This window comes from Streptomyces bambusae (genome assembly GCF_020532645.1).
GTDB classification, from domain to species: Bacteria; Actinomycetota; Actinomycetes; order Streptomycetales; family Streptomycetaceae; genus Streptomyces; species Streptomyces bambusae.
The window spans coordinates 15,779-39,810 of the sequence record NZ_JAJAUZ010000004.1 but is presented as its reverse complement, the minus strand read 5'-3'; the positions used below and the strand labels follow the sequence as shown (position 1 = coordinate 39,810).

Annotated in this window: 20 protein-coding genes; 11 read left to right on the top strand and 9 right to left on the bottom strand. The window is 73.3% G+C overall.

Annotation, left to right across the window (positions count from 1 at the left end; all coding sequences use genetic code 11):
• Positions 1-40: 40 nt before the first annotated feature.
• Together LG634_RS04130 and idi are read left to right on the top strand one after the other, a co-directional pair.
• Positions 41-1,288, top strand: coding sequence for a bifunctional class I SAM-dependent methyltransferase/N-acetyltransferase (locus LG634_RS04130; RefSeq protein ID WP_226732204.1), 1,248 nt, complete (start codon positions 41-43; stop codon positions 1,286-1,288).
• A gap of 135 nt (positions 1,289-1,423) precedes the next feature.
• Positions 1,424-2,023, top strand: a complete 600-nt coding sequence (gene idi / locus LG634_RS04125; protein WP_226732203.1) for an isopentenyl-diphosphate Delta-isomerase — start codon at positions 1,424-1,426, stop codon at positions 2,021-2,023.
• A 39-nt stretch (positions 2,024-2,062) separates the two neighbouring features.
• On the opposite strand, the gene LG634_RS04120 is transcribed toward idi, so the two are convergent.
• Together LG634_RS04120 and LG634_RS04115 are read right to left on the bottom strand one after the other, a co-directional pair.
• Positions 2,063-2,524: an ATP-binding protein gene (locus LG634_RS04120; protein WP_226732354.1), complete on the bottom strand. Its 462-nt coding sequence runs from the start codon at positions 2,522-2,524 to the stop codon at positions 2,063-2,065.
• 129 nt (positions 2,525-2,653) lie between these two features.
• Entirely contained in the window at positions 2,654-3,343 is a 690-nt protein-coding gene (locus LG634_RS04115) for an HdeD family acid-resistance protein (RefSeq protein ID WP_226732202.1), read from the bottom strand.
• A 76-nt stretch (positions 3,344-3,419) separates the two neighbouring features.
• Here LG634_RS04115 and LG634_RS04110 point away from each other — a divergent pair, with 76 nt between their 5' ends.
• Positions 3,420-4,172, top strand: a complete 753-nt coding sequence (locus LG634_RS04110; protein WP_226732201.1) for an enoyl-CoA hydratase/isomerase family protein — start codon at positions 3,420-3,422, stop codon at positions 4,170-4,172.
• On the opposite strand, the gene LG634_RS04105 is transcribed toward LG634_RS04110, so the two are convergent.
• A complete protein-coding gene (locus LG634_RS04105; protein ID WP_226732200.1) occupies positions 4,162-4,797 on the bottom strand; it encodes a DJ-1/PfpI family protein in 636 nt (211 codons plus the stop codon). The genes LG634_RS04110 and LG634_RS04105 overlap by 11 nt on opposite strands.
• 166 nt (positions 4,798-4,963) lie before the next feature.
• Entirely contained in the window at positions 4,964-5,926 is a 963-nt protein-coding gene (locus LG634_RS04100) for a GlxA family transcriptional regulator (RefSeq protein ID WP_226732199.1), read from the bottom strand.
• Positions 5,927-6,084: 158 nt separating this feature from the next.
• Between LG634_RS04100 and LG634_RS04095 the strand changes: the two genes are divergently transcribed.
• The 5 genes from LG634_RS04095 to LG634_RS04075 all read left to right on the top strand — a co-directional run bounded on the left by LG634_RS04095 (position 6,085) and on the right by LG634_RS04075 (position 12,242).
• Positions 6,085-6,954, top strand: a complete 870-nt coding sequence (locus tag LG634_RS04095; protein ID WP_226732198.1) for an SCO6745 family protein — start codon at positions 6,085-6,087, stop codon at positions 6,952-6,954.
• 167 nt (positions 6,955-7,121) lie between these two features.
• Positions 7,122-9,515, top strand: a complete 2,394-nt coding sequence (locus LG634_RS04090; RefSeq protein WP_226732197.1) for a Tex family protein — start codon at positions 7,122-7,124, stop codon at positions 9,513-9,515.
• Positions 9,516-9,728: 213 nt separating this feature from the next.
• Complete coding sequence (locus LG634_RS04085) at positions 9,729-10,217, top strand: hypothetical protein (RefSeq protein WP_226732196.1); 489 nt, start codon at positions 9,729-9,731, stop codon at positions 10,215-10,217.
• Positions 10,207-11,373, top strand: coding sequence for an MAB_1171c family putative transporter (locus LG634_RS04080; RefSeq protein ID WP_226732195.1), 1,167 nt, complete (start codon positions 10,207-10,209; stop codon positions 11,371-11,373). Before LG634_RS04085 ends, LG634_RS04080 begins: the two co-directional genes overlap by 11 nt.
• A gap of 95 nt (positions 11,374-11,468) precedes the next feature.
• Complete coding sequence (locus tag LG634_RS04075; protein ID WP_226732194.1) at positions 11,469-12,242, top strand: SDR family NAD(P)-dependent oxidoreductase; 774 nt, start codon at positions 11,469-11,471, stop codon at positions 12,240-12,242.
• 69 nt (positions 12,243-12,311) lie between these two features.
• On the opposite strand, the gene LG634_RS04070 is transcribed toward LG634_RS04075, so the two are convergent.
• The gene (locus LG634_RS04070; RefSeq protein ID WP_226732193.1) at positions 12,312-13,949 is read right to left on the bottom strand and encodes an ABC-F family ATP-binding cassette domain-containing protein; all 1,638 of its coding nucleotides are present in this window, start codon (positions 13,947-13,949) and stop codon (positions 12,312-12,314) included.
• Positions 13,950-14,276: 327 nt separating this feature from the next.
• Between LG634_RS04070 and LG634_RS04065 the strand changes: the two genes are divergently transcribed.
• Positions 14,277-15,791, top strand: coding sequence for a M1 family metallopeptidase (locus tag LG634_RS04065; protein ID WP_226732192.1), 1,515 nt, complete (start codon positions 14,277-14,279; stop codon positions 15,789-15,791).
• 27 nt (positions 15,792-15,818) lie between these two features.
• Here LG634_RS04065 and LG634_RS04060 read toward each other — a convergent pair whose 3' ends face one another.
• Positions 15,819-16,688, bottom strand: coding sequence for an oxygenase MpaB family protein (locus tag LG634_RS04060; protein WP_226732191.1), 870 nt, complete (start codon positions 16,686-16,688; stop codon positions 15,819-15,821).
• 147 nt (positions 16,689-16,835) lie between these two features.
• Here LG634_RS04060 and sph point away from each other — a divergent pair, with 147 nt between their 5' ends.
• Complete coding sequence (sph, locus tag LG634_RS04055; protein ID WP_226732190.1) at positions 16,836-17,822, top strand: sphingomyelin phosphodiesterase; 987 nt, start codon at positions 16,836-16,838, stop codon at positions 17,820-17,822.
• A 23-nt stretch (positions 17,823-17,845) separates the two neighbouring features.
• Here sph and LG634_RS04050 read toward each other — a convergent pair whose 3' ends face one another.
• On the bottom strand, positions 17,846-19,663 hold the full coding sequence (locus tag LG634_RS04050) for an AMP-dependent synthetase/ligase (RefSeq protein ID WP_226732189.1): 1,818 nt from the start codon (positions 19,661-19,663) through the stop codon (positions 17,846-17,848).
• 86 nt (positions 19,664-19,749) lie between these two features.
• Between LG634_RS04050 and LG634_RS04045 the strand changes: the two genes are divergently transcribed.
• A complete protein-coding gene (locus LG634_RS04045; protein WP_226732188.1) occupies positions 19,750-20,484 on the top strand; it encodes a MerR family transcriptional regulator in 735 nt (244 codons plus the stop codon).
• A 55-nt stretch (positions 20,485-20,539) separates the two neighbouring features.
• On the opposite strand, the gene LG634_RS04040 is transcribed toward LG634_RS04045, so the two are convergent.
• Positions 20,540-22,708, bottom strand: a complete 2,169-nt coding sequence (locus tag LG634_RS04040) for a 3-hydroxyacyl-CoA dehydrogenase NAD-binding domain-containing protein (RefSeq protein WP_226732187.1) — start codon at positions 22,706-22,708, stop codon at positions 20,540-20,542.
• A gap of 54 nt (positions 22,709-22,762) precedes the next feature.
• The gene (locus tag LG634_RS04035; protein ID WP_226732186.1) at positions 22,763-23,977 is read right to left on the bottom strand and encodes an acetyl-CoA C-acetyltransferase; all 1,215 of its coding nucleotides are present in this window, start codon (positions 23,975-23,977) and stop codon (positions 22,763-22,765) included.
• Positions 23,978-24,032: the final 55 nt, after the last annotated feature.

Genomic DNA, 24,032 nt, shown 5'->3' with positions numbered 1-24,032 from the left:
TCGCGCCGCGGTCCGGAGCCCCTCCATCCAAGGGTTCACGTTGACCGACAACACTTTCTTCGAGGCATTTCTCACGCTGCACCGCGGGCTGCCGCGCCAGGGTCCGGGGTCCGATGCGACCACCCGGCGGCTGCTCTCCCTCGCCGGACCGCTGCCCGAGCGGCCCCGGGTGCTGGACCTGGGCTGCGGTCCGGGCCGCAGCGCCCTGCTGCTCGCCGCCGAGGCGGGCGCCGAGGTGACCGCCGTCGACATCGACGCCGGCTTCCTCGACGAGCTGGGCACGGCCGCCGAGGCCCGCGGACTGGCCGGCCGGGTGCACCCGGTGCGCGCCGACATGACCGCGCTGCCCTTCCCGGACGGCTCCTTCGACCTGGTCTGGGCCGAGAGCTCCGTCTTCGTGGTCGGCTTCGACACCGCGCTGCGGGAGTGGCGGCGGCTGCTGGCGCCGGGCGGGACGCTCGTACTGACGGAGTGCGTGTGGACGGCCGACGAGCCGTCGGCGGCGGCCTCGGCGTTCTGGGACGAGCACTACCCGCTGCGCCGGGACGCGCAGAACACGGCGGCCGCCGAGGCCGCAGGCTACCGCGTGCTGGGCGTCCATCCGCAGCCGGCGTCCGACTGGGACGAGTACTACGGACCGCTGGCCGCGGCGGCGGCCGGCGCGGACCGGTCGGCGCCCGGGATGGCCGCGGCGGCGGCCGGGGCCGAGCGGGAGATCGCGATGCGCCGGGACCACGGCCACGAGTACGGGTACAGCGGGTACGTGCTGCGGCCGGCCGGACCGGACGGCTGGCTGGTCCGGGAGGAGCGGGCGGCGGACCGGGCGGCGGTGCACGCGGTGCACGCGGCCGCGTTCCCGACCCGGTCCGAGGCGGACCTGGTGGACGCGCTGCGGGCCGACCCGGCGTGGGTCCCCGGGTTCTCGTACGTGGCGCAGGCGCCGGACGGTTCGGTGGCGGCGCACGCGCTGGTGACCCGCTGCCGGATCGGCGGGGCGCCGGCCCTCGCGCTGGCTCCGGTGGCCACGGCGCCGGAGTTCCAGGGCACGGGCGCGGGCAGCGCCGTGGTGCGTGCGGTCCTGGACGCGGTGCGGCGCCGGGGTGAGCCGCTGGTGCTCGTGCTGGGACACCCCGGGTACTACCCGCGGTTCGGCTTCGAGCCGGCGGCCCCGTACGGCATCACGCTGCCGTTCGAGGTGCCGGAGGAGGCGAGCATGGTGCTCGTCCTGGACGGTTCGGCACCGGTTCCGTCGGGCATGATCGCCTATCCCGCGCCGTTCGGGGTCTGACCCGGCCGGAGCCCGTTGTCCGCCCCCCGTCGCATATCACGTGGCGGGGGGCAGACATGCGCGGATCTCCGAAGTGCGGACAAGCCGGTTTTGTACGGCAGACTGAAGGCCGAAGTCCGAAGCGAAGGATGGTTCATGCCGATCACATCAGCCACCGCCGCCGGTGCCCCGGCGGGCATCGACACCGACAGCGAGCCGATCATGCTCGAACTGGTCGACGAGGCGGGCAACACCATCGGCACCGCGGAGAAGCTGTCCGCGCACCAGGCCCCGGGCCGGCTGCACCGCGCGTTCTCCGTGTTCCTGTTCGACGACGAGGGCCGGCTGCTGCTCCAGCAGCGGGCGCTGGGGAAGTACCACTCCCCCGGCGTGTGGTCGAACACCTGCTGCGGCCACCCGTACCCCGGGGAGTCCCCGTTCGCGGCGGCGGCCCGGCGGACGTACGAGGAGCTGGGTCTGTCCCCGGCGCTGCTCGCGGAGGCGGGCACGGTCCGCTACAACCATCCGGACCCGGCGTCGGGGCTGGTGGAGCAGGAGTACAACCACCTGTTCGTGGGACTCGCGCAGGCGAAGCCGGCGGTGGACCCGTCCGAGGTCGGCGACGTGGCGTTCGTGACGGCCGCCGAGCTGGCGGAGCGGCACGCGGCCGACCCGTTCTCGGCCTGGTTCATGACGGTGCTGAACGCGGCGCGGCCGGCGATCCGGGAGCTGACCGGCGAGGAAGCGGGCTGGTAGGCCGTACGGGGGCCGGCCGGGGCGGGTGACCGGGCCGGGTCAGGGCCGGGCGGTCTGGCGGGGCACGAGCGGCAGCGCCGCCCAGATGACCTTGCCGCCGCCGGCCGTGTGCTCGACGTCGCAGACACCCCCGGATTCGCGGGTGATCTCGCGGACCAGGAGCAGGCCGCGGCCGCCGGTCTGGCCGAAGTCGGCCTCCAGGGCCTTGGGGCGGTACGGGTGGTCGTCCTCGACGGCCACCCGTACCCATTCCCGTCCGATGGCCACCTCGACGGCGACCTCGGGCGAGAGCAGGGCCGCGTGCCGTACGGAGTTGGTGACCAGCTCCGACACGATCAGCAGCAGCGAGTACGCGGTGTCCCCGCGGACGGGGACGCCCTGCCTGCCGAGGAGGTCGCGGACCGCGCGGCGGGCCTGCGGAACGGATTCTTCAACTGCGGGTGCCGTGAACCTCCAGACGCCGTCGTAGACGGGTGGTTCACTCGGGGGCGGCGCTTCCATGTCCCGGCCCCCGTCTTCACGCTCGATCGTCTCCACAGGTCAAGGGTGGGACGTGGCCGGGACGGGCCGGCGCGCTGACAGGAACTCGACACTTATCGGACGCATTTTGACCGGTGGCGTATGACAGCGTCAGTTGTTCGACTGCTCCTGATCTTCTCGGTCACGCTTCGCGGACGCCTCCGCGGCCTCCTCCTCGTCGTCGACCATCCCGAGGATGCGCCGCGCCCCGATGCCGAGGGTGACCAGGCTCAGCCCGTCGAACAGCAGGGCGAGCGAGAAGAACGTACCGATCACGTACTGGCTGCTGCCGGGCCAGCCGGCCAGCACCAGCACGCCGAGCAGCACGCCGAAGGCGCCCTGCACCAGGGCCAGCCCCAGGTTCGGGCCGCGCACCACCAGCGCGCCGGCCAGCCGGAACACTCCGCCGGTGAGGAAGAGCAGAGCGGCGAACATGGTGAGCGCCTCGGCACTGGCCTCCGGGCGGCGCAGGATCACGAAGCCGGCGGCGAGGTTGATCGCGGCGACGATCACGGAGAGCCAGAAGTAGTTGCTCTTGCGGGACTGGACCGCCTGGAGGAGGCCCACCACCCCGCCGATCAGCAGCAGCCAGCCGAACAGGAACATCGAGGTGAGGGTGGCGAAGCCGGTGTAGACCAGGCCCACCAGGCCGGCCAGGACCAGGACCACGCCGAGGGCGGCGAGCAGGGCGAAGCTGCGGCTGAGCTTCTTGCGGACGGGCGCGGTCGCGCGGTCCTGCGGCTCCCGGGGGCCGCGCCGGTCCTGCGTGTCCTGCGGCGCCCCGGTCGGATCAGCGGGCATGAGCGCTCCTTCTCCAGCGCCCCCCTGCCGGACTCCCTTGATCATAGGATCGGGCGGCCGGGATAGCATCCGGCGCATGGACGCTCAGCTGCAGCACACCGTGGACGGCGCGGTGGCCACGGTCGTGATCGCGCACCCCGCCAAGCGCAACGCCATGACCACGGGCATGTGGCGGGCGCTGCCGGAGCTGCTGGAGACGCTGGCCGCGGACCCCGCCGTCCGGGCGCTGGTGCTCACCGGGGCCGGGGACACGTTCTGCGCCGGGGCCGACATCTCCACGCTGCGCGGGCCGGCCGCGGCCGAGGACCCGCAGGCCCTCGCGGTGGCCGCCGAAGAGGCCCTCGCCGCGTTCCCCTGGCCGACGATCGCCGCGGTACGGGGGTTCTGCGTGGGCGGCGGCTGCCAGCTGGCGGCGGCGTGCGACCTGCGGTTCGCCGAGGAGGGCGCGTCGTTCGGGGTGACCCCGGCGAGGCTGGGCATCGTCTATCCGGCCTCGTCCACCCGGCGGTTGGCCTCGCTGGTGGGACCGTCGGCCGCCAAGTACCTGCTGTTCTCGGCCGAGTTGATCGGCACGGAGCGGGCGCTGCGGACCGGGCTGGTGGACGAGGTGCTGCCGGCGGGGGAACTGGACAAGCGGGTGGCCGAGTTCACCCGGGTACTGGCGGGCCGTTCGCTGCTGACGCAGGCCGCTGCCAAGGAGTTCGCGGACGGGCGCACCGGCCGCGAGGAGTACTGGGCCGGGCAGCAGCGCCGCAGCGGCGACACCGCGGAGGGTGTCGCCGCCTTCCTGGAGCGCCGGGGTGCCCGCTTCGGCTGGCCTACTTCATGATCTCTGCGCTCTGCGCGCGGAGTTCGGCGACGAGGTCGGCGGGTGCCTTGTCGGGCGAGCCCGCGTCGTAGGGCGGCTGCGGGTCGTACTCGGTGAGGAGCTGGACGGTCTGGGCGGCCCGGTCGCCGGCGATCCGGCCGAGCAGGGTGAGGCCCATGTCGATGCCGGAGGAGACGCCGGCCGCGGTGACGTACTTGCCGTCGGTGACGACGCGTTCGCCGGTGGGGTGGGCGCCGAAGCCGGTCAGGGCGTCCAGCGCCAGCCAGTGCGAGGTGGCCCGGCGGCCCCGGAGCAGGCCGGCGGCACCGAGCAGCAGCGAGCCGGTGCACACCGAGGTGGTCCAGGTGCTGGTGGCGTCGGCGGCGCGCAGCCAGTCGAGGACCTCCTTGTGCTCGAACTGGGCGTGGGCGACGGGGCTGCCCGGCACGATGAGGATGTCGGGGTTCGGGACTTCGTCGAGGGACCGCTCGGCGATCATGCCGAGGTTCCCGGCGTCGTTGCGGACCGGGCCGGGGGTCTGGGCGACGAAGACGGTCTCGGCACCGGGGAGCCGGCCGAGGGTGTCGAAGGGGCCGATGGCGTCGAGGGCGGTGAAGCGGTCGTAGAGCAGGATCGCGATCTGCACGGGATTCCTCCGGTGTGGGACGGGTGCGGGCGTGCTGCGGGGGCGCGCGGCGGGTGGGCCGGGCGCGGGTCTTGGGGCGGGCACATGCCTCGGGGGCGGGCACGTGCCTCGGGGGCGGGCACGTGCCTCGGGGGCGGGCACATGCCTCGGGGGCGGGCGGGGCGCCTCAGGGCGCCGGGTGGTCGCCGAAGCGGCGCCGGTACTCGGCCGGCGGCTGGCCCAGGGTGCGGACGAAGGCGCGGCGCAGGGCTTCGGGGGTGCCGTAGCCGCAGGCGCGGGAGATCTGGTGAACTCCGTCGGAGGTGTCCTCCAGCAGTCGGCGGGCGTGTTCCACCCGGGTGCGCTCCACGTACCGGCCGGGGCTGACGCCGGTCTCGGCGCGGAAGGCGCGGGCGAAGTGCCGGGGCGAGAGCCGGGCGCGGGAGGCGAGGGCGGGGACGCTGAGGTCCGCCGCCGGGTGCTCGGTGATGAACTGCTGGACTTCCCGCAGGGGTTCGCGCCGGGCGACCTGGGCCGCGAGCTGGGCGCTGAACTGGGCCTGGTTGCCGGGCCGGCGCAGGAACACGACGAGGTGGCGGGCGACGTCGAGGGCGGTGTCGCGGCCGAGGTCCTCCTCCACCAGGGCGAGGGCCAGGTCGATGCCGGCGGTGACGCCGGCGGAGGTGGCGATGTGGCCGTCCCGTACGTAGATGGGGTCGGGATCGACCCGGACGGCCGGGTACTTGGCGGCGAACGTGTCGCAGAGGAGCCAGTGGGAGGTGGCGCGGCGGCCGTCGAGCAGCCCGGCTTCGGCCAGCAGCAGGGAGCCGGTGCACACGGACACCAGCCGGTCGGCGGCGGGTCCGTGGGTGCGCAGCCAGGCGATGAGGGCCGGGTCGGGCCGGCGGGTGCCCTCGCCGCCGGGGACGAGCAGGGTGTGCGGGCGGGGGGCGGCGGACAGCGGGCCGTCGGGCACCACGGTGAGACCGCTGCTGGTGCGGACCGGGTGGCCGTCGAGGGAGGCGGTGCGGATCCGGTAGCCGGCTCCGGGGTGGAGCAGGGTGGCTCCGGCGAACACCTCGACGGGGCCGGTGACATCGAGGCTCTGGACGCCGTCGAAGAGTACGGCCAACACGGTTCGCTGCGGCATGGGCCCCATCCTCGGCCGCTCGGGCGGGCGGCCGCAATGCCGCGCTTCCCACCTATCCGGCCACGGCCGGACCCGGTCGGCGCGACCTGGGCAGGTCGCCGCCGGGGTCGGCCGGAAATCACTCACCGGCGCCGGAAACCGGCGGTTAGCGTGCGCGCATGACCTCCCTCCTGCCTGCCCGGGCCGTGCGCAACTGCGGCGAGGGCACCATGAACACGACCCATGCCGTCGTCATCTTCGCGCCCGAGCACGAGGCCGAGCTGAAGGCCGTCGGCATCACCGAGCGGATCCGCGGGATCCTCGCCGTGCGGGCCGCGGCGCTGGGCCCGATCGGGCCGGGCGCGGCGGCTGGTGCGTTCTTCAACCACAACTACGCGTTCCTGGCGGAGCACTTCCCCGCGGTGTGGGAGCAGGCGAGTCCGGCGGACGTGCTGGCGGCCCGGGCGCGGGCCGCGGAGGCCGCGCTGCCGCGGCTGTTCGGTGCGGACGTGACCGGTTCGCCGGAGATGAAGGAGGCGGCGGCGCTGGCGCTGCGGGCCACCGAGGCGTGCGAGCGGCCCGGGAAGACGCTCTTCGCGGCGCACGCCGACCTGCCGGTGCCGGAGGTGCCGCACGTGGCGTACTGGCACGCGGCGACGCTGCTGCGCGAGCACCGGGGCGACGGGCACGTCGCAGCGCTGCTGGCCGCCGGCCTGGACCCGGTCGAGTCGATGGTGGCGCACTCCGCTTCCGGTACGGGCATCAGCGGGCAGCGGATCCGGGACACCCGCGGCTGGACGCAGGAGGACCTGGAGGCGGCCAAGGAGCGGCTGCGCGAGCGGGGGCTGCTGGACGCTGCGGGCGACCTGACGCAGGCCGGTGCCGACCTGCGGGAGGCCGTGGAGGTCGAGACCGACCGGCTGGACCGGGCGCCGTACGAGCACCTGGGGGCGGCGGGCACGGCCCGGCTGACGGAGCTGGGGCAGGCGTGGTTCCGGATCGCGCTGGGCAACGGCGGCTTCCCCGCGGACCTGTTCGGAAAGGCCTGACGGGCCTGGGGCCTGTCGTCGGACTCCTGCCTGCCCCGGGCGATGCCCGGAGTCCGGCGACGGGTCCCTGCCGGGCGGTCGCCCGCCCGGCAAGGCCTGGCCCGTCCGGCGGTCGCCGCCTGCCACAATGGCAAGCCTTCACAGCTCAGACGGAGGCGGGACCGATCGTGACGACGTCCATCGAAGGCAGGATCGCCGAGGAGCTCGGCGTACGGGAGCGGCAGGTCAAGGCGGCCGTGGAGCTGCTGGACGGCGGCTCGACGGTGCCGTTCATCGCGCGCTACCGCAAGGAAGCGACCGAGATGCTCGACGACGCGCAGCTGCGGACGCTGGAGGAGCGGCTGCGGTACCTGCGGGAGCTGGAGGACCGGCGGGCGGCGGTGCTGGAGTCCGTACGGGAGCAGGGCAAGCTGGACGAGGCGCTGGAGGCGCGGATCCGGGCGGCCGACACGAAGGCCCGGCTGGAGGACATCTACCTGCCGTTCAAGCCGAAGCGGCGGACGAAGGCGCAGATCGCCCGGGAGGCGGGGCTCGCGCCGCTGGCCGAGGGGCTGCTGGCGGACCCGTCGGTGGAGCCGGCGGCCGCGGCGGCGGCGTTCGTGTCGGCCGACAAGGGGGTGGCCGATGCGGCGGCGGCGCTGGAGGGCGCGCGGGCCATCCTGACGGAGCGGTTCGCGGAGGACGCGGACCTGATCGGCGAGCTGCGCGAGCGGATGTGGACCCGGGGCCGGCTGGCCGCGAAGGTCCGGGACGGGCAGGAGGAGGCGGGCGCCAAGTTCGCCGACTACTTCGACTTCGCCGAGCCGTTCACGGCGCTGCCCTCGCACCGGGTGCTGGCCATGCTGCGGGGCGAGAAGGAGGACGTGCTCGACCTCACGCTCCAGCCGGAGGAGCCGTCCGAGGTGCCGGGGCCGTCCTCGTACGAGGGTCTGGTCGCGCGCCGGTTCGGGATCGCGGACCGGGGCCGGGCCGGGGACAAGTGGCTCGGGGACACGGTCCGCTGGGCCTGGCGGACGAAGATCCTGGTGCACCTGGGGATCGACCTGCGGCTGCGGCTGAGGCAGGCCGCGGAGGACGAGGCGGTGCGGGTGTTCGCGGCGAACCTGCGGGACCTGCTGCTGGCGGCGCCGGCCGGGACCCGGGCGACGCTGGGCCTGGACCCGGGTTTCCGTACGGGTGTGAAGGTGGCGGTGGTGGACGCGACCGGCAAGGTCGTGGCCACGGACGTGATCCATCCGCACGTGCCGGCGAACCGCTGGGACGAGGCGCTGGCGAAGCTGGCGCGGCTGGCGAAGGAGCACGCGGTCGAGCTGATCGCGATCGGCAACGGCACGGCGTCCCGGGAGACGGACAAGCTCGCGGGCGAACTGTGCGCGAAGCACCCCGAGCTGAACCTGACGAAGGTGATGGTCTCGGAGGCGGGCGCCTCGGTGTACTCGGCTTCGGCGTTCGCCTCGCAGGAACTCCCCGACATGGACGTCTCGTTGCGCGGGGCGGTGTCGATCGCACGGCGGCTCCAGGACCCGCTGGCGGAGCTGGTGAAGATCGACCCGAAGTCGATCGGGGTCGGCCAGTACCAGCACGACCTGTCCGAGGTGAAGCTTTCGCGGTCGCTGGACGCGGTGGTCGAGGACTGTGTGAACGGTGTGGGCGTGGACGTCAACACCGCTTCGGCGCCGCTGCTTTCGCGGGTGTCGGGGATCAGCGGCGGGCTGGCGGAGAACATCGTGGCGCACCGCGACGCCAACGGCCCGTTCCGCAGCCGCCGGGCGCTGAAGGACGTGGCGCGGCTGGGTCCGAAGGCGTACGAGCAGTGTGCGGGCTTCCTGCGGATCCGCGGCGGTGACGACCCGCTGGACGCGTCCAGCGTGCACCCGGAGGCGTATCCGGTGGTGCGGGCGATGGGGAAGACGGCGGGCGGGGAGGTGGCCGCGCTGATCGGGAACACGTCGGTGCTGCGTTCGCTGCGGCCGGAGAGCTTCGTCACCGAAACGTTCGGTCTGCCGACCGTCACGGACATCCTGCGGGAGCTGGAGAAGCCGGGGCGCGACCCGCGGCCGGCGTTCCGGACGGCGAGCTTCAAGGAGGGCGTCGAGAAGATCGGCGACCTGGAGCCGGGCATGGTGCTGGAGGGCGTGGTCACGAACGTGGCGGCGTTCGGCGCGTTCGTGGACGTCGGTGTGCACCAGGACGGCCTGGTGCACGTCTCGGCCATGTCGAAGACGTTCGTGAAGGACCCGCGGGACGTGGCGAAGCCCGGTGACATCGTCCGGGTGAAGGTGCTGGAAGTGGACATCCCGCGCAAGCGGATCTCGCTGACGCTGCGGCTGGAGGACGAGGCGCAGCCGGCGGGCGGTGGCCGCGGCGGGGACCGGGGCGGCGCCGAAAACGGTGACCGGCGGCGCCAGGAGCGGCGCGGCGGGCGTCCGCAGCCGCAGCAGCGCGGCGGCGGCGCGGGGCGCGGCCGGCGCGAGAACACGCCACCGCCGGCGAACGGGGCGATGGCCGATGCGCTGCGCCGGGCCGGGCTGGCGGACCCCCGGGAGGGCCGCCGCGGCTGATGGCCTGATCAGCGCGTTCTGATCCGGCTCGTCTTGCCAATACACGGACAAGATCGGTAGGCATGAAGGGAGCCGTCCGCCGTCACGGCGGGCGGCTCCTGCCCATGCCCTGCGGACCGCACCCCAGAGGCCGTCTTGAAGGCTCAGGACTCCATGACCGTTTCCGCACCTGCCTACCGACGCTGCCCGAGGACGGGACCGAAGAGGGAACACATGCCATACGGGCGCCACCACCTGCGCAAACGCTGCGAGTCGATCATCAGTGGGCTCGACCTGTCGCACCCCTTCTCGCTGGAGGGGCTGTGTGCGCGGATCGCGGAGCAGCGGGGCCGTCCGATCCGGCTGCACCCGCTGCCGCCGGAGGCGGCCGAGTCGGGGGTGTGCGGGCTGTGGGTGGGGACGGCGAGCGTCGACTACGTGTTCTTCGAGGCGAAGACCTCGCGGCTGCACCGGGAGCACATCGTGCTCCACGAGCTGGGGCACATCCTGTTCGGGCACAACTCGCTGGCCGGTGAGGAGCCGGATTCCGGTGTGCCGGTGATTCTGGGCCGCACCAACTACACGACCCGCCAGGAGCGGGAGGCCGAGCTGCTGGCGAGTCTGATCCGCACCCAGGCCGGGCTGCTGCCGGGCCGGGGGCCGCAGGGTCCGCTGGAGAAGCTCGGTTCGGCGCTCGGAGTGAGGTCCACCGATGTCGGCTGAACTGGTGGCGCTGGGCGACTGGCTGGCCGTGCCGAGCGTGGTGGTGCTGTGGTGCGCGGTGCTGCTGCGGGCGCCGTCCGCGGTCCGCTCCCCCGACCAGCGGGGGCTGCTGCTGGCGGTGGCGACGGCGGCCGGGGCGATGACGCTGAACCTGCCGGACGTGGTCGAGGCCGCCCAGCGCAACCCGGACACCGCCCATCTGGTGGGCCTCGTACGGAACCTCACCGGGGTGCTGTCGGCGGGCGTGGTGCTGTACTTCGTGTCGGCCACCACCCGCGGGCGGCGGCTGCGGCTGGCGTCCGCGGCCGGTACGGCGGTGCTGCTGGGCGCGCTGGTGGTGCTCGACGGGGTGGCTCCGGCGCACGGCCTGCACGGGATGCCGCCGGGCCGGGACCCGGTGCCCTCGCTCGCGTACTGGCTCACGCTGATGTCGGCGCACCTGCTGGCCAACACGGTGTGCGTGTACGTCTGCTGGCGGTACAGCCGGCGGGCGGGCAGCCGCGGGCTGGCGGCCGGGCTGCGGCTGTTCGGGCTGGGCACCGCGCTGGCCGGGCTGTTCTGGTGCGGCTACCTGCTGAAGGCGCTGTCCTCGGCCTCCTGGCAGATGCCGTACCTGCCGCTGCTGATGAACCTGCACGGGCTGCTGCGGGCGGCCGCGATCCTGGTGCCGACGCTGTTCACGCTGCGGCGGACGTTCGCCGACGGGGCGGCCGCGTGGCGGCTGTGGCCGCTGTGGCGGGACCTGGTGGGCGCGGTGCCCCACGTGGCGCTGCACAAGCCGCGGGCCGGCCGGCTGGTCGAGCTGCTGTGGCCGCCGGTCCCCCGGGACCTGCTGGTGTACCGGAAGGTCATCGAGACCCGGGACGCGATCCTGGTGCTGCACGACTACGTGGCGCCCGGGGTGCCGGAGCAGGCGCGGGGCCATGTGGCGGCGGCGGGGGTGCCCGTGCAGCACGCCGAGGCGGCGGTGCTGGCCTGTGTCATCCGGGAAGCCCGGCGGGCCCGGGACGCGGGCCGGGCTCCGGAGCCGGGGGCGTATCCCGGGGCGGACCGGGACGGGAGCGACCTGGCGGACGAGCGGAGCTTCCTCGTGGACGTGGCCGAGGCCTACGGCTCGGCGACCGCGGGCTCCTTCCGGCCGGCTGCCGTCCCGTGACCGTCGCGCGGGCCGCGGTCCGCCTGTCCCGCCCGTCCCGGACGCCGCCGGCGTTCCGTCCTGATCCGATGAACCGATCCACCGGAAGTGATGCTGTGACCACTGTGCTCATCACCGGCGCGAGTGCCGGCCTCGGGGCCGCGTTCGCGCGCGGTTTCGCCGCGAAGGGCTGCCACCTGGTGCTCGTCGCGCGCGACAAGGAGCGGCTGGAGGCGCAGGCCGCGGCGCTGGCGGACTCGTACGGGGTGGCCTGCGAGGTGCTGGTGGCCGACCTGCTCGATCCGGTGCAGTGCCGGGTGGTCGAGGAGCGGCTGGCCGATGCGGCGCGACCGGTGGACATGCTGGTGAACAACGCGGGCTTCGGCCTGCCGGCCCCGTTCCCGTACAGCCCGGTCGAGGACGAGGAGCGGATGCTGGACCTGCTGGTGCGGGTGCCGATGCGGCTGGCGCACGCGGTGGTGCCGGGGCTGCGGGAGCGGCGGCGCGGCGCGGTCCTGAACGTGTCCTCGGTGGCGGGGCTGCTGCCGACCGGCACGTACGGGGCGGCCAAGGCGTGGGTGACGGCGTTCAGCGAGTCGCTGCGGGTGGACCTGGCGCCGTACGGGGTGCGGGTGCTGGCGGTGGTGCCGGGCTTCACCCGGACCGAGTTCCAGGAGCGGGCCGGGATGGACGTGAGCGCGCTGAAGGAGTCGGTGTGGCTGGACGCCGACGACGTGGTGGCCCGGGCGCTGCGGGACCTGGCGCTGCGGCGGCCGCTGAGCGTGACCGGCTGGCGGTACCGGGCGTACGCGCAGGCGGTGCGGCATCTGCCGCGCCATCTGGTGGCCACCCGGATGGCCCGTACCCGCAGGCCGCCGGCCGGGGTCTGAGCCGCTCCGGGGTCTGAGCGGCTCCGGCGCGCCGGGCCCGGCGCGCGGCCGGGCCCGGGGCGACCGGGGTCAGTCCTCGGTGACCTTTCCGGCTTCGACGCGGAGCCGGCGGGTGGTGTGGACGGCGTCCAGCATCCGGCGGTCGTGCGTGACGAGCAGCAGGGTGCCCTCGTAGGCCTCCAGGGCCGATTCGAGCTGCTCGATGGCGGGCAGGTCGAGGTGGTTGGTCGGCTCGTCGAGGACGAGCAGGTTGACGCCGCGGCCCTGGAGCAGGGCGAGGGCGGCGCGGGTCCGCTCGCCCGGCGAGAGGGTGGCGGCGGGGCGCAGCACGTGGGCGGCCTTGAGGCCGAACTTGGCGAGCAGGGTGCGGACGTCGGCCGGCTCGGTTTCGGGGACGGCGGCGCAGAACGCGTCCAGCAGCGATTCGTCGCCGAGGAACAGGCCGCGGGCCTGGTCGACCTCGCCGACGAGGACTCCGGAGCCGAGCACGGCGGATCCGGAGTCCAGGGGCAGCCGGCCGAGGAGGGCGGCGAGCAGGGTGGACTTGCCGGCGCCGTTGGCGCCGGTGATCGCGACCCGGTCGGCCCAGTCGATCTGGAGGCTGGCGGGACCGAAGGCGAAGTCGCCGCGGCGGACCTCGGCGTCGCGGAGGGTGGCCACGACCGAGCCGGAGCGGGGGGCGGCGGCGATCTCCATCCGCAGCTCCCACTCCTTGCGGGGCTCGTCGACGACCTCCAGGCGTTCGATGGCGCGCTGGGTCTGGCGGGCCTTGGCGGCCTGCTTCTCGCTGGCCTCGCCGCGCAGCTTGCGGCCGATCTTGTCGTTGTCGGTGGCCTTGCGGCGGGCGTTGCGCACGCCCTTGTCCATCCAGTTGCGCTGCATGAGGGCGCGGCCTTCCAGCGCGGCGCGCTTGTCGGCGTACTCGTCGTACTCCTCGCGGGCGTGCCGGCGGGCGGTGGCCCGCTCCTCCAGGTAGGCCTCGTAGCCGCCGCCGTAGAGGTTGATCTGCTGCTGGGCGAGGTCGAGCTCCAGGACCTTGGTGACGGTCCGGGTGAGGAACTCGCGGTCGTGGCTGATCACCACGGTGCCGGCGCGCAGGCCCTTGACGAACTCCTCCAGCCGTTCCAGGCCGTCGAGGTCGAGGTCGTTGGTGGGCTCGTCGAGGAGGAAGACGTCGTAGCGGGAGAGCAGCAGGGAGGCGAGGCCGGCGCGGGCGGCCTGGCCGCCGGAGAGGGCGGTCATCGGGAGGTCGAGGCTGACGGTGAGGCCGAGCGAGCCGGCGGTTTCCTCGGCGCGCTCGTCGAGGTCGGCGCCGCCGAGGTTCAGCCAGCGGTCGAGGGCGACGGCGTACGCGTCGTCGGCTCCGGGGGTGCCGTCGACCAGGCCCTGGGTGGCCTCGTCGAGCGCGGCCTGGGCGGCGGCCACGCCGGTGCGGCGGGCCAGGAAGGCGCGGACGGACTCGCCGGGCCGGCGGTCGGGCTCCTGCGGCAGGTGGCCGACGGTGGCGGTCGGCGGGGACAGCCGCAGCTCCCCGTCCTCGGGGGTGTCGAGGCCGGCGAGGAGGCGCAGCAGCGTGGACTTGCCGGCTCCGTTGACGCCGACGAGGCCGATGACGTCGCCGGGGGCGACGACGAGGTCGAGCCCGGCGAAGAGGGTGCGCTCGCCGTGGCCGGCGGCGAGTTCCTTGGCGACGAGGGTTGCAGTCATGAGGACACCGATCCTACGGCCCTGCGGCCGGGGCATATGCCTGGGCGGGTTCCGGACACCCTTGGCGGCCGGGCGGGTGCGGCGCGGGGCGCCGAATCGGGTGAACCCGGCAGATCGTCCGGCCCGCCGGACCCCGGCGGTGATCACGGGCGGGCAAAGTACGCAGGCCGGGTGCGGCGGCGCGACGGGCGCCGGGGCGGAGGTCGGGTGATGGCTCCTTTGCAACTGCATGGCGATCACGTGACAGGTGGGGCCATGGACATGACGTGAGGCGGCAGGCGTGAATACCGTCGAACGCAACAACAGCCCCTCACCCTTGGAGCTTTCGTGCACCGCAAAGTCATTGCCCCGAGCGTTCTCGCCGCCTCCCTCCTGCTGGCGATCCCGGCTTCCGCGGCGAGCTTCGCTCCCGGCGCCCCGGGCCTGGGCGACACCTACTACCCGGCGAGCGGGAACGGCGGATACGACGTCTCCCATTACGACTTGAGGCTCAAGTACCAGCCGGCGACGGACCTGCTGGAGGGGACGGCCACCCTGCTGGCGACGACCACGCAGGACCTGTCCCGGTTCAACCTGGACTTCGGCCTGAAGGTCAGCGAGATCCGGGTCAACGGGGTGAAGGCCGCGTTCGCCACCTCCGGCACCCAGGAGCTGGAGGTGACCCCGGCGGCGCCGCTGCCGAAGGGCAAGACGGTCACCGTGGTCGTCAAGTACGCCGGAAAGCCCTCGGAGTTGAAGGTGGACGGCTGGACGGCCTGGCACCGCACGCCGGACGGCGGGGTCGCGGCCCAGGAGCCGGACTCGGCGATCTGGTGGTTCCCGAGCAACGACCACCCGCTGGACAAGGCCACCTTCGACGTGTCGGTGAGCGTCCCGGACGGCACCCAGGCCATCAGCAACGGCGTGCTCCAGTCGACGAGTTCGAAGATCGGCTGGACCCGGTACAACTGGCGCTCCAACAAGCCGCAGGCCACCTACCTGGCCACGCTGGCGGTCGGCAAGTTCGACATCACCACCGACACCACCGCGAACGGCATCCCCGTCCTCAACGCGTACAGCAAGGACCTGGGCGACAACGCGGGGGCGGCGCGGGCCAGCCTGGAGCGCACCGGCGAGATCGCCGACTGGCTCTCCGGGTACTTCGGCCCGTACCCGTTCAACGCGCTGGGCGGCTACGTGCCCAACGTGACCAGCGGGTACGCGCTGGAGACGCAGACCCGGCCGTTCTACAGCCCGCGGCAGTTCGCGGCCGGCGCGAACACGCAGGTCGTCGTGCACGAGCTGGCGCACCAGTGGTACGGCGACAGCGTGTCGGTCGACAACTGGAAGGACATCTGGGTCAACGAGGGCTTCGCCCGCTACAGCCAGTGGCTGTGGTCGGAGAAGGAGGGCGAGGGCACCGCGCAGGAGCTGGCCGACTGGGCCTACTCCTCCCGCCCGGCCTCGGACCCGTTCTGGCAGGTCAAGCCGGGTGACCCGGGCCCGGAGAACCAGTTCCACATCTCCGTCTACGACCGGGGTGCGATCGCCCTGCAGGCGCTGCGGAACGAGATCGGCGACCAGAAGTTCTTCACCCTGCTGAAGGGCTGGCCGACCGAGCGGGCGTACGGCAACGGCAAGGTGGGCGACTTCGTCAAGTACGCCGAGCGGGTCTCGGGCAAGCCGCTCGCCAAGCTCTTCGACACCTGGCTGTACACGCCCGCGAAGCCGGCCGTCGGTCCGGTCGCGAAGGCGGGCGTGCGCAAGGGCTCGGCGGCGACGCCGTGGTCGGTGACCAAGCCGGCCGCGCAGCCGAAGTCCTGGAAGAAGATCGCCGAGACGAACTCGGTGCACGCGCACTGAGCCGCCGCACACCCCGCCCGGGCCTCCCTACCGTCGGGCAGCCGCGTGCTGCCGGGCGCGGGCGGCCCGGGCGATCGGCAGGTACCGCAGCCGCTCCGGCAGCACGGGTACGAGCAGCCGCAGCGCGGTGCTGAAACGGCGCAGCCGGCGCTCCTGGGCGGCGCTCCAGGTGAGTCCGAGGGCCGCCCGGGCGTCCGGCGGCAGGTAGCCGGCGGTGACGAAGGCGCGCAGGTGCAGGAAGAGCCGGCGCAGCAGCGGCCAGCAGGCCTTCAGCAGCAGCCGCACCGGCAGCGGGCCGGTCCGCGGGCAGGGCAGCGGGGTGTCGGTGGCGAGGAGTTCTCGGGCCACCTTGGTCGGTTCGATCTCCTCGGCGAGCATCCGGTGCCAGTACGGCCAGTACTCCTCGATGCTCTGCGGCATGTCGCGGTCGTGCAGGCCCAGGACGCGGCCGACCTGGAGCCATTCCCGGTACAGCTGCCGCTGCTGGCCGGGGGTGAAGGGGCGGAACAGGTAGCGGCCGGCGTACAGGTAGATCGGGAAGCCGGTGGCGTGCACCCAGGCGTAGCAGGCCGGGTCGAGGGAGTGGTAGCGGCGGCCGCGGGTGTCGGTGCCCTGGATCTCCTTGTGCAGCCGGCGCACCCGGCGCCCCTCCTCGGCGGCCTGCTCCCCGCCGTAGACCCACAGCTGGACCGACTTCAGGGAGCGTTCGCCGCGGCCCCAGGGGTCGGTGCGGAAGACGGAGTGCTCGTCGACGCCGGCGCCGATGGCGGGGTGGGCGACCTGGAGGGTGAAGGCGGCGGGCAGCATCAGCAGCGCGCGGACGTCGCCCGCGATGGTCCACAGCACCCCGCCGGGCGGCGGCGGTACGGGGTCCTGCTTCGGTCCTGTGGCTGCCACCTGCTGCTCCCGTGATCGTTCCCGGACGTCCGCTTCCAGTATGGCCACGGCCCGTCAAGATTCCCGGTGCACAGGTGTTACCCAGAGGTAACTGGGGCTGCTTTGATGGCGCGGTCGATCTTCCCCACAGGACTGCTGGAGATCCCCGTGACCCTCCCCAGGAACCGCCGTTCCAAGGCCGCCGCCGTCGCGGCCGTGGCCGCCGCCGCACTCGCCGCCACCGCGGCGCCCGCCTCGGCCGCCACCACCGAGGCCACCGCGACCCCGCGGGTCAGCGTGCTCTCGTACAACGTGTTCCTTTTCAGCAAGAGCCTGTACCCGAACTGGGGCCAGGACCACCGCGCCCGTGAGATACCGAAGGCGTCCTTCTACCAGGGCCACGACGTGGTCGTGCTGCAGGAGGCGTTCGACAACGCGACCGGTGACGTCCTCAAGTCCGGCTCGGCGGCGCAGTACCCGTACCAGACCCCGGTGATGGGCCGCAGCAAGGACGGCTGGGACGCCACCGGCGGCGCGTACTCCGCGACCACCCCGGAGGACGGCGGGGTGGCGGTCCTCAGCAAGTGGCCGATCGTCCGCAAGGAGCAGTACGTCTACAAGGACGCCTGCGGCGCCGACTGGTGGTCCAACAAGGGCTTCGTGTACACGGTCCTGAACGTCAACGGCACCCGGGTGCACGTCGTCGGCACCCACGCGCAGTCCACCGACCCGGGCTGCTCGGCGGGCGAGGCGGCGCAGATGCGCAGCCGCCAGTTCAAGAACATCGACGCCTTCCTCGACGCCAAGAACATCCCGGCGAACGAGCAGGTCATCGTGGCGGGCGACATGAACGTGGACTCGCGCACGCCGGAGTACGGCACGATGCTCGCGGACGCCGGCCTGGTGGGCGCCGACTCGCGCACGGGCCACCCGTACTCCTTCGACACCCGCGACAACTCGATCGCGAACTACCGCTACCCGACCGACCCCCGCGAGGACCTGGACTACGTCCTGCACCGCGCCGGCCACGCCCGCCCGGCCGGCTGGAACAACGACGTGGTCAAGGAGCAGAGCGCGCCCTGGACGGTCACCAGCTGGGGCACCTCGTACACGTACTCGAACCTGAGCGACCACTACCCGGTGATCGGTTCCTGACCTCCCGCACTCCGCCCGTGCGGCTATCCGCCGTACATCTCGTCGATGACGGCCGCGTAGCGGTCGCGGACGACGCGGCGGCGGAGTTTGAGGGAGGGCGTGAGTTCGCCGGTCTCGGGGCCCCACTCCTCCGTCAGGAGGCGGTACTTCTTGATCTGCTCGGTGCGGTTGAGGCGGGTGTTGGCCTGCTCGACGGCGCGGGCGATCTCCTCGTGGACCCGCGGGTGCGCGGCGAGTTCCGCGGGGCCGGCCGCCTCGATGCCGTGGGCGGCGGCCCAGGCGGGGGCGAGCTCGGGGTCGAGGACGAGCAGGGCGACCAGGTAGGAGCGGCCGTCGCCGTGCACCATGGCCTGGCCGATCAGCGGGTGCTCCTTGACGGTGTTCTCGACCAGGGCGGGCGAGACGTTCTTGCCCGTCGAGGTGATGATCAGCTCCTTCTTCCGGTCGGTGATCCACACGAAGCCCTGTTCGTCGATCCGGCCGACGTCCCCGGTGGCGAACCAGCCCTCGGCGTCGCAGGCGGTGGCCACCGAGCCGTCGGGCTGCAGGTAGCCGTCGAAGACGGTGGCGCCGCGGGCGAGGATCTCCCCGTCGGCCGCGATCCGCAGCTCGACCCCGTCGATCGGGCGGCCCACCGAGCCGAGCCGGAAGTCGTCGGGGCTGTTGACCGTGCAGACGCCCGCGGTCTCCGTCAGCCCCCAGGCGTCCATGATCGTGATGCCCCAGCCGGCCCAGAACCGTACGACGTCCAGCGGCATCGGGGCGGTGGCGCTGGCCGTCCACACCAGCCGGTCCAGCCCGGCCGTGCCCAGCAGCGGGTCCAGGACCTGCTCGCGGGCCTTCGCGTACGCCGCCTCCAGCTCGGCCGGCACCGCGGTGCCCGCCTCCCGGTGGGCGGCGCGGGCGCGGGCCACGTCGTTGGCGGCCGCGATGGCGGCCTGCTGTTCGGCGGGCAGCCGGCCGAGGACCGCGCGGACCGAGGCGGCCAGCTTCTCCCAGACCCGCGGGACGCCGAAGAACTGCACCGGGCGCAGCTCCCGTACGGCGGCGGCGACGGCCGTCGGGTCGGCGCACAGCCGGACGTGGGCGGCCCGCAGCAGCGGCAGGTAGATGCCGAGGATCCGCTCGGCGATGTGGGCGAACGGCAGGTAGCAGAGGTGCTCGGCGTGCTCGGGCAGGTCCACCCGGCGGTCGAGGCGGACGGACTGCAGCCAGATGTTGCGGTGGCTGAGCCGCACGCCCTTGGGGTCGCCGGTGGTGCCGGAGGTGTAGACGACGGTGAGCGGGTCCTCGGGGCGGGTCTCGCGCCAGGCCTTGTCGAAGGCCTCGGGGCGGTGGAGCCGCAGGCCGCTCGCGTACAGGGAGGCGTACGTGCCGTGCCGGCCGGCCTCGGCGGGTTCCACGACGACCAGGCGTTCCAGGGGGACGTCCGGGTCGTCGAGCAGCGGCTCCCAGCGGGCGAGTTCGCGGGCGCCCTCGACCACCGCGATACGGGCCCGGCTGTGGCGGGCGATGTGGGCGATCTGGCCGGGGGCGGAGGTGCCGTAGACGGTGACGGGGACGGCGCCGAGGTGGACGAGGGCGAGGTCGCTGAGCCAGTGCTCGGGGCGGTTGCCCATCATCATCAGGACGTGGTCGCCGCGGCCCGCCCCGAGGGCGGTGTAGCCGGCGGCGAGGACGGCGGTCCGGCGGCGGACCTCCGCCCAGTCGAGCGTCTCCCAGCCGTCGCCGGTCCGCCAGGACAGGGCGGGGAGGGTGCCGTACTCGGCGGCGTTGCGGGCGAGCAGGGCGGGGAGGGTGAGGGTCTCGGGGGCTTCGGGCAGTCGCAGTTCTGTGGGCATGGGCAGCTCCTGGCCGTTTCACATCGTTGGTGCGACAGCAATACTGTTGAACCTGAAGCGGAGGATCAGAGAGCGAGGCACAGGCGATGACCAGCCAGGCACAGGAGCCGGCGCTCACCGTGGACGAGCTGGCCGCCCGGGCCGGGGTCACCGTCCGTACCGTACGGTTCTACAGCACCCGCGGCCTTTTGCCCCCTCCCGTGATCGGGCCGAAGCGGGTGGGGCACTACGGGCCCGAGCACCTGTCGCGGCTGGCGCTGATCGAGGAGCTCCAGGTCCAGGGCATGACCCTGTCGGCGATCGAGCGGTACCTGGACGCGCTTCCGGCCGATCTGAGCGCGCACGACCTGGCCATCCACCGGGCGCTGATGGCCGGTTGGGTGCCGGACGCGGCAGAGCAGGCCTCGCGGGCGGAGCTGGAGAAGCGGGCCGGGCGGCCCCTGTCGGACGCCGACGTGGAGCGGCTGGCGGCGATGGACGTGGTGGCGGCGGCCGGCTCCGGCTACCGGGTGGACCTGGGGCTGCTGCGGCTGGGCGTGGCCCTGCTGGACGTGCCGATCTCGCACGCGACGATCCTCGCGGCCCGGACGGTGCTGCTGGAGCACGCCCGGTCGGCGGCGCACGGGCTGACCCGGCTGTTCCGTGACGAGGTGTGGGGGCCGTTCACCGAGGACGAGCAGGACCCGGAGCGGGTGGAGTCGATGCGGCTGCTGTCGGCGCACATGCAGCCGCTGGTGGTGCAGGCGCTGGTGACCGCGTTCCAGCGGTCGCTGCGCGAGGAGCTGCGGGCGGCGTTCGAGTCCGGGGACGCGGCCGGCTGACGGGCCCCGCCGGGGGCCCGTCAGCCGGTGTGCACGCCCGTCCGCCGGGCGTCCGTCAGTCGCGGAAGGTCTCGCCGCGCTCGGCCTTCTCGACGAGCAGGGCCGGCGGGGTGAAGCGCTCGCCGTAGGCGGCGGCGAGTTCCCGGGCCCGGGCCGTGAAGCCGGCCAGGCCGCCCTCGTAGCCGTTCATGTACTGCATCACGCCGCCGGTCCAGGCCGGGAAGCCGATGCCCATGATGGAGCCGATGTTGGCGTCGGCCACCGAGGTGAGCACGCCCTCCTCGAAGCACCGGACGGTGTCCAGGGCCTCGGCGAAGAGCATGCGCTCCTTCATGTCCTCGAACGGGATGTCCGCGTCCGGCTTCGCGAAGTGCTCGCGCAGGCCCGGCCACAGCCGGACCCGCTTGCCGTCGGCGTACTCGTAGAACCCGGCGCCGCCGCTGCGGCCGGGCCGCTCGAACTCGTCGACCATGCGGTCGATGACGGCGTCCGCCGGGTGCTCGGCCCAGCTGCCGCCCGCGGCCTCGACGGCCTTGCGGGTCTCGTTGCGGATCTTGCGGGGCAGCGTGAGGGTCAGCTCGTCCATGAGGGAGAGGACCTTCGCGGGGTAGCCGGCCTGGGCGGCGGCCTGCTCGATCGAGGCGGGCTCGATGCCCTCGCCGACCATCGCGACGCCCTCGTTGATGAACTGGCCGATCACGCGCGAGGTGAAGAAGCCCCGCGAGTCGTTGACCACGATCGGGGTCTTGTTGATCTGGCGGACCAGGTCGAAGGCGCGGGCCAGCGCCTCGTCGCCGGACTGCTCCCCCTTGATGATCTCGACCAGCGGCATCTTGTCGACGGGCGAGAAGAAGTGCAGGCCGATGAAGTCGGCCGGCCGCTTGACGCCCTCCGCGAGCCCGGTGATGGGCAGCGTGGAGGTGTTGGAGCACAGCAGGGCGTCGGGGGCGACGACGTCCTGGATCTCCTGGAACACCCGGTGCTTGAGGCCGGTGTCCTCGAAGACGGCCTCGATGACGGCGTCGCAGCCGGCGAGGTCGGCGACTTCCCCGGTCGGGGTGATCCGGGCGAGCAGCTCGGCGCGCTGGGCCTCGGTGGTGCGGCCCCGGGAGAGGGCCTTGTCGAGGAGCTTCTCGGAGTACGCCTTGCCCTGTGCGGCGGCTTCGGCGGTGACGTCCTTGAGGACCACCTCGATGCCGGCGCGGGCGCAGGAGTAGGCGATGCCGGCGCCCATCATGCCGGCGCCGAGGACGGCCACCTTGCGGACCTTGCGGGGCTCGATGCCCTTGGGGCGGCTGGCGCCGGAGTTGACGGCCTGGAGGTCGAAGAAGAACGCCTGGATCATGTTCTTGGCGGTCTGCCCGGTGACCAGCTCGGTGAAGTAGCGGGCCTCGATGACCAGGGCGGTCTCGAAGTCCACCTGGGTGCCCTCGACGGCGCACGCCAGGATGTTGCGCGGGGCCGGGTAGGGGGCGCCGGCGAGCTGCTTCTTCAGGTTGGCCGGGAAGGCCGGCAGGTTCGCGGCGAACCGCGGGTTCGACGGGGTGCCGCCGGGGATCTTGTAGCCGGGGACGTCCCAGGGCTGCTGCGACTCGGGGTGCGCGTCGATGAAGGCGCGGGCCTTGGCGAGCATCTCCTCGGGGGTGGCGGCCAGTTCGTGGACCAGGCCGTTGTCGAGGGCGCGCTGCGGGTTGTACTGGGTGCCCTGGAGGAGCACCTTCAGCAGGGCGTCGGCGATGCCCATGAGGCGGACCGTACGGGTGACGCCGCCGCCGGCCGGGAGCAGGCCGAGGGTGACCTCGGGCAGGCCGATCTTGGAGCCGGGGGCGTCCAGGGCGATGCGGTGGTGGCAGGCCAGGGCGATCTCGTAACCGCCGCCGAGGGCGGCGCCGTTGATGGCGGCGACCACGGGCTTGCCGAGGGTCTCGATGCGGCGCAGGGCGGCCTTGATGGCGGTGCCGGTGTCGAACGCGATCTGCGCGTCCTCGGGGCGGAGCCGGATCATCTCCTTGAGGTCGCCGCCGGCGAAGAAGGTCTTCTTCGCGGAGGTGACGATGATGCCGCGGATGGAGTCCTTCTCGGCTTCGGCCCGGTCGGCGATCGCGGCGATGGACGCCTTGAAGGCCTGGTTCATCGTGTTCGCGGACTGGTTGGGGTCGTCCAGGACGAGGGTGACGACGCCGGTCTCGTCCTGTTCCCAGCGGATCGTGGTGGACTCGCTCATGTTCGCTACTTCCGTGTCAGACGGGTCGGAGAGGGGTCTGGGATGACGGGACGGTCAGATGCGCTCGACGATGGTGGCGACGCCCATGCCGCCGCCGACGCAGAGGGTCACGAGGCCGTAGCGCTTGTCCTGGCGCTCCAGTTCGTCGACGACGGTGCCGAGGATCATCGCGCCGGTGGCGCCGAGCGGGTGGCCGAGGGCGATCGCGCCGCCGTTGACGTTGACCTTGTCCAGCGAGACGCCCATGTCCTTGACGAAGCGCAGCACGACTCCGGCGAAGGCCTCGTTGATCTCGATGAGGTCGATGTCGTCGATGGTCAGGCCGGCCTTGGCGAGGGCCTTGCGGGTGGCCGGGGCAGGGCCGGTGAGCATGATGGTGGGCTCGGAGCCGGAGACGGCGGCGGAGACGATCCGGGCGCGCGGGGTGAGCCCGTTGCGCTCCCCGGCCTCGCGGGAGCCGATGGCCACGAGGGAGGCGCCGTCGACGATGCCGGAGGAGTTGCCGGCGTGGTGGACGTGGTCGATCTTCTCGATCCAGTGGTACTTCTGCAGGGCGACGGCGTCGAAGCCGCCGAGCTCGCCGATGTCCGCGAAGGACGGCTTGAGCCTGGCGAGGGTGTCGGCGGTGGTGCCGGGGCGGACGAACTCGTCGTGGTCGAGCACGGTCAGACCGTTGCGGTCGGTGACCGGGACCACCGAGCGCGCGAACCGGCCGTCCTTGATCGCGGCCGCGGCCCGCTCCTGGGACAGGGCCGCGTACTCGTCGACGTCGCGGCGCGAGAAGCCCTCGATGGTGGCGATGAGGTCGGCGCCGATGCCCTGCGGGACGAAGCCGGTGTCCCAGTTGGTCATCGGGTCGGCGAACCAGGCTCCGCCGTCGGAGGCCATCGGGACCCGGGACATGGACTCGACGCCGCCGGCCAGGACCAGGTCCTCCCAGCCGGAGCGGACCTTGGCCGCGGCCAGGTTGACGGCCTCCAGACCGGAGGCGCAGAAGCGGTTCTCCTGCACGCCGGCGACCGTGTCGGGCAGCCCGGCGGCGATCGCGGCGATCCGGGCGATGTCGGAGCCCTGGTCGCCGACCGGGCCGACCACGCCGAGGACGATGTCGTCGATGGTGGCGGGGTCCAGGTCCGGGTTGCGCTCGCGCAGAGCGCCGATGAGGCCGACCACCAGGTCGATCGGCTTGGTGCCGTGCAGGGCCCCGTTGGCCTTGCCGCGGCCGCGCGGGGTGCGGATCGCGTCGTATACGTAAGCTTCGGTGCTCACTGGTCAAGCCTTTCGCAGGGCGGGGCGGAGGGGTTTCGGAGGGGGCTTCGGCCGG

Bases quoted from the DNA above. Each gene is read 5' to 3' on its own strand.
- idi (WP_226732203.1), top strand. From the start codon at position 1,424: ATGCCGATCACATCAGCCACCGCCGCCGGTGCCCCGGCGGGCATCGAC.
- LG634_RS04120 (WP_226732354.1), bottom strand. From the start codon at position 2,524: ATGGAAGCGCCGCCCCCGAGTGAACCACCCGTCTACGACGGCGTCTGG.
- LG634_RS04115 (WP_226732202.1), bottom strand. From the start codon at position 3,343: ATGCCCGCTGATCCGACCGGGGCGCCGCAGGACACGCAGGACCGGCGC.
- LG634_RS04110 (WP_226732201.1), top strand. From the start codon at position 3,420: ATGGACGCTCAGCTGCAGCACACCGTGGACGGCGCGGTGGCCACGGTC.
- LG634_RS04100 (WP_226732199.1), bottom strand. From the start codon at position 5,926: ATGCCGCAGCGAACCGTGTTGGCCGTACTCTTCGACGGCGTCCAGAGC.
- LG634_RS04095 (WP_226732198.1), top strand. From the start codon at position 6,085: ATGACCTCCCTCCTGCCTGCCCGGGCCGTGCGCAACTGCGGCGAGGGC.
- LG634_RS04085 (WP_226732196.1), top strand. From the start codon at position 9,729: ATGCCATACGGGCGCCACCACCTGCGCAAACGCTGCGAGTCGATCATC.
- LG634_RS04080 (WP_226732195.1), top strand. From the start codon at position 10,207: ATGTCGGCTGAACTGGTGGCGCTGGGCGACTGGCTGGCCGTGCCGAGC.
- LG634_RS04070 (WP_226732193.1), bottom strand. From the start codon at position 13,949: ATGACTGCAACCCTCGTCGCCAAGGAACTCGCCGCCGGCCACGGCGAG.
- LG634_RS04050 (WP_226732189.1), bottom strand. From the start codon at position 19,663: ATGCCCACAGAACTGCGACTGCCCGAAGCCCCCGAGACCCTCACCCTC.
- LG634_RS04045 (WP_226732188.1), top strand. From the start codon at position 19,750: ATGACCAGCCAGGCACAGGAGCCGGCGCTCACCGTGGACGAGCTGGCC.
- LG634_RS04040 (WP_226732187.1), bottom strand. From the start codon at position 22,708: ATGAGCGAGTCCACCACGATCCGCTGGGAACAGGACGAGACCGGCGTC.